The 8,041-nt window shown below is 72.0% G+C and carries 8 protein-coding genes; 3 read left to right on the plus strand and 5 right to left on the minus strand.

Going from position 1 to position 8,041, the window contains the following annotated elements; genetic code table 11:
- From IE249_RS36135 to IE249_RS04495, 4 genes are all read right to left on the minus strand, one after another.
- The coding region (locus IE249_RS36135) for a glycoside hydrolase family 3 protein (RefSeq protein WP_229857497.1) at positions 1-1,534 on the minus strand (1,534 nt) is incomplete at its 3' end.
- Positions 1,535-1,579: 45 nt separating this feature from the next.
- Positions 1,580-2,485, minus strand: coding sequence for a carbohydrate ABC transporter permease (locus IE249_RS04485; RefSeq protein ID WP_373304343.1), 906 nt, complete (start codon positions 2,483-2,485; stop codon positions 1,580-1,582).
- A gap of 4 nt (positions 2,486-2,489) precedes the next feature.
- Positions 2,490-3,395, minus strand: a complete 906-nt coding sequence (locus tag IE249_RS04490; RefSeq protein ID WP_189703434.1) for a carbohydrate ABC transporter permease — start codon at positions 3,393-3,395, stop codon at positions 2,490-2,492.
- Positions 3,392-4,702: an ABC transporter substrate-binding protein gene (locus IE249_RS04495; RefSeq protein ID WP_189703435.1), complete on the minus strand. Its 1,311-nt coding sequence runs from the start codon at positions 4,700-4,702 to the stop codon at positions 3,392-3,394. Before IE249_RS04495 ends, IE249_RS04490 begins: the two co-directional genes overlap by 4 nt.
- A 116-nt stretch (positions 4,703-4,818) precedes the next feature.
- Between IE249_RS04495 and IE249_RS04500 the strand changes: the two genes are divergently transcribed.
- From IE249_RS04500 to IE249_RS04510, 3 genes are all read left to right on the plus strand, one after another.
- Positions 4,819-5,847 carry a LacI family DNA-binding transcriptional regulator gene (locus tag IE249_RS04500; RefSeq protein ID WP_189703436.1) on the plus strand — a complete coding sequence of 343 codons (1,029 nt, stop codon included), beginning with the start codon at positions 4,819-4,821 and terminating at the stop codon, positions 5,845-5,847.
- Between the two features lie 197 nt (positions 5,848-6,044).
- Positions 6,045-6,401, plus strand: coding sequence for a YciI family protein (locus tag IE249_RS04505; protein WP_189703437.1), 357 nt, complete (start codon positions 6,045-6,047; stop codon positions 6,399-6,401).
- Positions 6,402-6,577: 176 nt separating this feature from the next.
- On the plus strand, positions 6,578-7,810 hold the full coding sequence (locus IE249_RS04510) for an RNA polymerase sigma factor (RefSeq protein WP_229857634.1): 1,233 nt from the start codon (positions 6,578-6,580) through the stop codon (positions 7,808-7,810).
- A 74-nt stretch (positions 7,811-7,884) separates the two neighbouring features.
- On the opposite strand, the gene IE249_RS36140 is transcribed toward IE249_RS04510, so the two are convergent.
- The coding region (locus IE249_RS36140) for a THUMP-like domain-containing protein (protein WP_444544803.1) at positions 7,885-8,041 on the minus strand (157 nt) is incomplete at its 5' end.

An 8,041-nucleotide genomic window follows, 5' to 3' on the forward strand; every position in this document is an offset into this window, starting at 1 on the left:
CGCCCGAGGTGCCCCGGCCGAACAGGCCCGAGCGGTCGCCCAGCACCGCCACGCACACATCGGCCTCCGAGGCCCGCGTCACCGCCTCCTCGAAACCGGAGGTGGAGGAGCCGGAGACCTCGCAGCCCTCGGTGAACGTCACCTTCGCGTCGGGCAGTTCGCCGCGCAGGGCGTCCAGCAGGGTGGGGATCTCGATGCCCGTGTCCATCTCCGGGTGCAGGGTGCCCACGTGGGAGGGGAAGGAGTAGCAGCCGAGCATGGCCAGCGCGTCGGCCGCCCGGGGGCCGACCACCGCGATCCGGGTGTCCGGTGCGAGCGGCAGCACGCCGTCCGGGTTGGCCAGCAGCACCACCGACTCCTCGGCCAGGCGCCGGGCCACCGCCCGGTTCGCCGGGGAGTCCAGGTCGACCGGCCCGGCCGCCGCGTCCGGGGCGCGCCGGTCCCAGTCCTCGTCCAGCAGCCCCAGTTCGCACTTCTGGAGCAGGACGCGGCGGGCCGCGCGGTCCACCAGCGACTCGGGGACCTTCCCGGACCGCACGGCGTCCACCAGGTCATTGCCGTAGCACTTCACCGTGGGCAGTTCGACGTCGATGCCGGCCTCCAGGGCCAGGCCGGCGGACTGCGCCGGGCCGGCGGCCACCCGGTGCAGGGTCTGGAGGAAGTCGACGGCGAAGTAGTCGGCGACCACCGTGCCCGTGAAGCCCCACTCCTCGCGCAGCACCCCGGTGAGCAGGCGGGGGTCGGCCGAGGCGGGGACGCCGTCCGTCTCCGTGTAGGCCGCCATCACCGAGCGCGCGCCGCCCTCGCGCAGCGCCATCTCGAACGGCGGCAGCGTGATGTCGGCGAACTCCCGGGTCCCGGCCCGCACCGGGGCGAGGTTGCGGGCGCCCGCCGAGGAGGCGTACCCGGCGAAGTGCTTGAGGGTGGCGACGACGCCCGCCGACTCCAGGCCCCGCACATAGGCGGTGCCGATCGTGCCGACCAGGTACGGGTCCTCGCCGATGGTCTCCTCCACCCGGCCCCAGCGGGGGTCGCGGACCACGTCGAGGACGGGGGCCAGGCCCTGGTGCACGCCCACCGAGCGCATGTCGCGGCCGATGCGCGCGGCCATCTCCTCCACCAGCCCGGGGTCGAAGGTGGCGCCCCAGGCCAGCGGCACCGGGTAGGCGGTCGCGCCCCAGGCGGTGAAGCCGGCCAGGCACTCCTCGTGGGCGACGGCCGGGATGCCGAAGCGGCCGGCCTCGGCGATGCGGCGCTGGGCGAGGGCGAGGGCCTGCGCGCCGAGCGCCGGGTCCACGGGCGCGGTGCCGAAGGAGCGGGTGAGCTGGCCGAGGCCGAGCGTGATCAGCTCCTCCCAGTCGTAGTCGGTGTTCATCGCCTGCTGGTGCGGGGCGACTCCGTCGCCGTCCGTGGCGGCGCCCACCCACACGCCGTAGAGCTGGGCGGACTTCTCCCGGAGGGTCATCCGGGAGAGCAGGTCGTCGACGCGGGCGGCGGCGGGCAGGGCGGGGTCGCGCCAGGGGGCGGTGCTCATGGAACTCCTGTCAGTGACGTCGGGAGAGGGTGCGGGCCGGGGTGCTCACTTGCCGCCCACGCCCATCAGGCCGCCCACGAGGGCGCGCCGGGCCACCAGGTAGACGGCGAAGATCGGGATGCCGGAGAGGACGACCGAGGCGAGCAGGGCGGGGATGTTCACGCCGAACTGGCTGACGTAGTTGAACAGGCCGAGCGTCAGCACGCGCGGGCCGTCGGACTGGGTGAAGATCAGCGGGAAGAGGAAGTTGTTCCAGGCCTGCAGGGCGGAGTAGATGACGACGGTGCTGATGCCGCCCTTGGTCATCGGGATGACCAGCTGGAACAGCATCCGGGTGGAGGAGGCGCCGTCGAGCGCCATCGCCTCGTACATCTCCTCGGAGATGTCCCGCAGGGTGCCGGTGAGGATCAGCACCGACACGGGCATCGCGAAGGCCGCCGTCGGCAGGATGACGGCGACGAGGCTGTCGTAGAGGTTCAGTTTGGCGATCATCAGGTAGAGGGGGACCACGACCGCCTGTGCGGGGATGGCCACGCCCAGCAGGAACAGCCGGAAGGCGGAGCCCGACCAGAAGGTGCGCGAGCGCACGGCCACGTAGGACAGCGGCAGGCACAGGACCAGGACGATCGCCACGACGGCCGCCGCCACGATGACCGTGTTGAGCAGGAAGTGCGGGAAGCCGTTGTGCAGGACGGTGTTGTAGTTGTCCAGGGTGGGGTCGGTGGGCGGCTTGAGCGCGTTGTTGCCGAGCGCCTTGTCCTGGCTGGTCAGCGAGATCGAGATCATCGTGTAGATCGGGACGATCACGACCGCCAGCCACACCGCCGAGCCGATCCCGGCCAGGGGGTTGGGGCGCCTGGTCCAGTGGCGGCGCACGCGGGAGGGGCCGGCGGGGGTCCGCCGCTCGGCGGCCCTCACCGGGCGCGGGCGGTGCAGAGTGCCGTGCGACACTGCGTCACATTCCTTCCCTGGTGCTGCGCATGGCGCCGAAGCCGGTCAGCCTGACCAGCAGCAGCGACAGCGCGGTGGCGGCCACGACCAGGAAGGACGCGATGGCGCTCGCGTAGCCGAAGTCGTAGCTCTTGAAGCCCGCCTCGTACATCAGGTACGGCAGGATCGCGGTGTCCGTGCCCGGGCCGCCCTGGGTCAGGATCAGCACGGTCTCGAAGTACGTCAGCGAGCCGACGATCATCAGCACGCCGGATGTGGTGGCCGTGTTGCGCAGCTGGGGCAGGGTGATGGAGAAGAACTGGCGGTAGCGGCCGGCGCCGTCGATGGCGGCGGCCTGGTAGAGAACCTCGGGGATCTGCCGGGCCCCGCCCTGGTAGATCAGGGTGTGGAAGGGGATGAACTGCCAGCCGCCCACGAAGACGATCGCGAGGAACGCGCCGGAGGTCGAGCCGAGGGTGTCCCTGTGGATGATGCCGAAGTTCGGGTCGAGCAGGGCGTAGAAGAGCAGTGAGATCGCCGTGGAGGAGAGCAGGAACGGCACGAAGAAGACCGCCGAGAGGACCGCGCGGTTGCGCTGCCGGCCCGCCGCCCACACGCCCAGGAGCAGGGACACCACCGTCTGGAAGGCCCAGCTGACCACGGTGAGCAGGACGGTCACCGTCAGGGACTGGGTCAGTCGGTCGTCGTCCAGCAGCTTCTTCCAGTTGGCGAGGCCGGCCGGCTGGGGGTCGCCCAGGCCGTTCCACTTGGTGAAGGACAGGTAGAAGGCCAGGGCCATGGGGACGACGGCGAAGAAGGTGAAGAACAGCACGGCGGGCAGGGCCCAGGAGGCGTGCGGGCGCCCGGCCCGCACGCCCTTCCCGGGCCTGCCGGCCCGCCTGCCGTTCCCCGGGGTGACGGCAGTGCTCACTTCAGCTCCTTGAGCGCGGCCACGAACCGGGCCGGCGTCGACTTCCCCACGAACAGCTTGTTGATCTCGGTGAGCATCGGGGTGGAGGAGCTGGGGTCCACCGCCTGGTCCCAGCTCAGCGTGAAGGCGGGGGCCTGCTGCACCATCTGGTACTGGAACTTGGCGAACCCGGGGTTGGGGGATGCGTCCAGCAGCTTGGCCGCGTTGGAGGTGGTCGGGATGTCGCCGTTGGCCACCAGGTCCCTGGCGTAGCTCTCGGAGGCGCAGTCGCGCAGGAAGGCCAGGGCCGCGTCCTTGTTGGACGTACGGGCGTTGACCGACCAGTAGTTGGTGGGGTTGCCGACCACGTTGCGGATGTCGCCGGCGCCGCCCTCGTACTTCGGGAACGCGCACCAGCCCAGGTCCTTCTTGGCGAAGTCCGGGAACTTGCCGAGCTGCGTGGAGTACTCCCACGAACCCATCAGGTGCATCGCCGCCTTGCCCTTGGCGAAGACCGCGGGCGCGCCGCCGTTGGTGTACGCCACCGAGCTGAAGCCCTTGCCGAAGGCGCCGTCGTCGATGAGCTGCTTGACGGTCTCGGCGGCCTTGAGGACGGCCGGGTCGCCCCAGCCGGAGGAGTCACCGTTCTTGATCTTGTCGAAGACCTCCGGCCCGCCGATGCGGTCGACGAGGTACTCCAGCCACATCAGTTCGGGCCAGATGTCCGCGCCGCCGAGCGCGAAGGGGGTGATGTTCGCCTTCTTCAGCTTGGCGTTGATGTCGAGCAGGTGGTCCCAGGTGGTGGGCGGCTGGAGCTTGTGCTCGGCGAAGAGCGTCTTGTTGTAGAAGAGGATCACCGGCTGCATGCCGCGCATGGGTATGCCGTAGTTGCGCCCGCCCAGCGCCCCGGCGGCGAGCACGGAGGGCAGGAAGCCGTCCTTGAGGACCGGGTCGGACTTGATGGTGTCGGTCAGGTCGACGAGCTGGCCGGCCTCCTTGTAGGCCTTGATGGAGCCGCCGCCCCAGTTGAAGAACACGTCGGGGGCGTTGGGCGAGCCCATGGCGGTGCGCAGCTTGGCCGGGTAGTCGGAGCCGGGCACCTTCTCCAGCTTGACCTTGCCCTCGGCCTTCTTCGCGGCCGCCGAGGCGTTGAACCGGCTGACCGCCTTGGCCTGCACCTTCACCGCGTCGTCGCCGTACACGAACGCCGTGATCGTGCCGCCGGAGCCGCCGGAGCCGCTGCCGGAACCACAGGCGGTCAGACCGGCGGCCGAGACGAGGGTGGTGGCGCCGGCGCCGAGGAACCAGCGCCTGCTGTAGGACTCCATGTGACGGCACCTCTCACAAGGTCGGCGAATGTTTCGGGTGTTATTTCGAATGTTCCGGGAACCTAAAGCGGTGGAGGGGGTTCGTCAAGGGGTCGCGCAGAGATACGATCGCGGCCATGAAGCCGACGAAGACCGCAGGAACACAGACCGCCACGCTCGCCGAGATCGCCCGCGCGGCCGGAGTGTCGGCTCCGACTGTTTCGAAGGTCCTCAACGGGCGCGCGGACGTCGCCCCGTCGACACGCACCCGCGTCGAGGAGCTGCTGCGCACCCACGGCTACCGGCGCCGGCGCGCCGAGGCGACCCGCTCACCGCTGATCGACCTGGTCTTCCACGAGCTGGAGAGCGCCTGGGCGATGGAGGTCATCCGGGGCGTGGAGAACGTGGCGCGGGACGCCGGGCTGAGCGTGGTGCTCTCCGAGAGCGCGGGCCGGCTCACCCCTGGGCGCACCTGGGCCGACCAGGTCGCCGCCCGCCGCCCGCACGGCGTGATCCTCGTGCTGTCCGGCCTGGACGAGTCCCAGCAAGCGCTGCTGACCAGCCGTTCCATCCCGTTCGTGGTGATGGACCCGGCGGGCGACCCCGGCACCGACGTGCCCTCGATCGGCGCGACCAACTGGCAGGGCGGGCTCGCCGCCACCCGGCACCTGGTCGAGCTCGGGCACACCCGGATCGGCGCGATCAGCGGGCCCTCGCGGATGATGTGCAGCCGGGCCCGGGTCGACGGCTACCGGGCCGCGCTGGAGACGGCGGGGCTGCCGGTGGACCCGTCCCTGATCCTCACCGGCGACTTCCACCACGAGGCCGGCTACCGGCTGGGCGTGGAGCTGCTGCGCCGTGAGGACCGGCCGACCGCCGTCTTCGCGGGCAACGACCTCCAGGCGCTCGGTCTGTACGAGGCTGCTCGCGAGCTCGGCCTGCGCATCCCGGAGGACCTGAGCGTCGTCGGCTTCGACGACCTGCCGGTGGCGCGCTGGGTGGGCCCGCCGCTGACGACCGTACGGCAGCCGCTGACGGAGATGGCCGAGGCGGCGGCGAAGCTGGTGCTGGACCTCGGACGCGAGGAGGATTCGCCGGTGGCCACCCGCGTGGAGCTGGCCACCAGCCTGGTGGTGCGCAGCAGCACGGCGGCACCGGGGGCGTGAGGCCCGGCGGGGCCGGTGTTGCGCCCGGCTTCGAAAGTTTCGCCGAGTTCGTCCGGCGCTCGTCGCGAGGCGGCCGGAAAAAATACTCGGGCAATTTCCGCGGACCTGTCGACACGGGCCGCCGCCGTTCGACGCACTGGGTGAGAGGCGGGAAGAGACAACACCGAACGCCCGCCGTGAGAACCCGAGGAGTCACCATGCCGCGTTACCTGTCGCTCGTGCGCGTCGACGAGAGCACCGCCCCCGCCGAGGGCCCGAGCCCCGAGCTGATGCAGCGGATGGGGGAGCTGATCGAGGAGATCACCAAGGCGGGCGTCATGCTCGACACCGCCGGACTGACCCCGCAGAGCCAGGGCAAGCGGGTGCACTGGGAGGGCGGGAAGCTGGCGGTCACGGACGGCCCGTTCACCGAGTCCAAGGAGGTCGTCGGCGGCTACGCGCTGATGCAGTGCAAGGACATGGACGAGGCCGTCGAGTGGACCCAGCGCTTCCTGAAGACCCACGAGGAGTACTGGACGGTGACCTGCGAGGTGCGGGAGATCGCGGAGGGCTGAGGGGCCGGTCGGGCGCGGGCGGTCGGTGGTTTCGGTCGGATTGGCCGGTGGTGGCCGGGGGTTCTGAGGGTGTTGCATGGTGGGCTGTGGAACCACAGCCCACCGAGCCCCTCGCGTCCACCCGGCCGCTCGCGTCCACCGGGCCCGCCGGCTCGGCGGGAGCCGCCGCGCGGGCCCTGGAGACCGTCTTCCGTCTCGAGACCCCGCGCGTGGTCGCCGCCGTCGCCCGGGTCGTGCGGGACGTCGGCATCGCCGAGGAGCTGACCCAGGACGCGCTGGTCGCGGCGCTGGAGCAGTGGCCCGGGGACGGCGTGCCGGACAACCCGGGCGCCTGGCTCATGACCACCGCCCGCCGCCGCGCCGTCGATCTGGTCCGCCGCCGCGAGACCTACGCCCGCAAGCTCGCGGAGATCGGCCGCGACCTCCACTCCACGGCCGTCCCGGCGCCGCCCGAGGAGCCGCCCGCCCCCGACGACATCGACGACGACCTGCTCCGCCTGGTCTTCACCACCTGTCACCCCGTGCTGTCCGCCGAGGCCCGGATCGCGCTCACCCTGCGGCTCCTCGGCGGCCTGACCACGGCCGAGATCGCCCGCGCCTTCCTCGCGCCCGAGCCGACCGTCGCCCAGCGCGTGGTGCGGGCCAAGCGCACCCTGGCGACGAAGAACGTCGCCTTCGAGGTCCCCTACGGCCCCGACCGCGAGGCCCGCCTCGGCTCGGTCCTGGACGTCATCTACCTGATCTTCAACGAGGGTTACGCCGCGACCGCCGGCGACGACTGGCTGCGCCCCGCGCTGTGCGAGGACGCGCTGCGCCTGGCCCGGCTGCTGTCCGGACTGATGCCCAAGGAGCCGGAGGTGCACGGGCTGACCGCGCTGCTGGAGTTCCAGGCCTCCCGCGCGGGCGCCCGCACGGCGCCCGGCGGCGCCCCGATCCTGCTCAGGGACCAGAACCGCCGTCGCTGGAACCGCATGCTCGTGGCCCGGGGCGTCACGGCGCTCGCCCGCGCCGACGCCACCCTCACCGGCGCGCCGGGCCCGTACGCCCTCCAGGCCGCCATCGCCGCCTGCCACGCCCGCGCCTACACCTACGAGGAGACCGACTGGAGGGCCATCGCCACCCTCTACGGCCTGCTCGCGGTGAGGTCGCCGTCCCCGGTCGTGGAGCTGAACCGAGCGGTCGCCGTGTCGATGACCGAGGGGCCGGGGCCCGCCCTGGAACTGGTCGACGCCCTCACCGCCGAACCCGCCCTGCGCGGCTACCACTTGCTGCCCAGCGTCCGTGCCGACCTCCTGCTGCGCCTCGGCCGGACGGCGGAGGCCCGCACGGAGTTCGAGCGCGCGGCCTCCCTCACCCGCAACGCCCGGGAGCGTGAGCTGTTGCTGCGCCGCGCCGGTGAGTGCGGCTGACGAGTGCGGCCGGCGAGGTCGGCTGACGCGGGCGCGTGGCGAGCGTGGCTGGGCGGCGCCCGGTTGGGCGGTGCTCAGCGGGCCGGGTGGCCGAGCAGCATCGTCGGTGCGCCCGCCACCCGGGTGAGGAAGACCGTCACCGCGTTCGGGCCGTGCGGCTTCGGCAGCACCTTGCGGCGCAGTTCCTCCGGCTCGACGGCCGAGCCGCGCTTCTTCACGGTCAGGACGCCG

Source organism: Streptomyces anandii JCM 4720 (genome assembly GCF_014650655.1).
Classification (GTDB): domain Bacteria; phylum Actinomycetota; class Actinomycetes; order Streptomycetales; family Streptomycetaceae; genus Streptomyces; species Streptomyces anandii.

Coding starts and splice junctions, on each gene's coding strand:
- IE249_RS04505 (WP_189703437.1), top strand. CDS start 6,045: ATGCCGCGTTACCTGTCGCTCGTGCGCGTCGACGAGAGCACCGCCCCC.
- IE249_RS04500 (WP_189703436.1), top strand. CDS start 4,819: ATGAAGCCGACGAAGACCGCAGGAACACAGACCGCCACGCTCGCCGAG.
- IE249_RS04495 (WP_189703435.1), bottom strand. CDS start 4,702: ATGGAGTCCTACAGCAGGCGCTGGTTCCTCGGCGCCGGCGCCACCACC.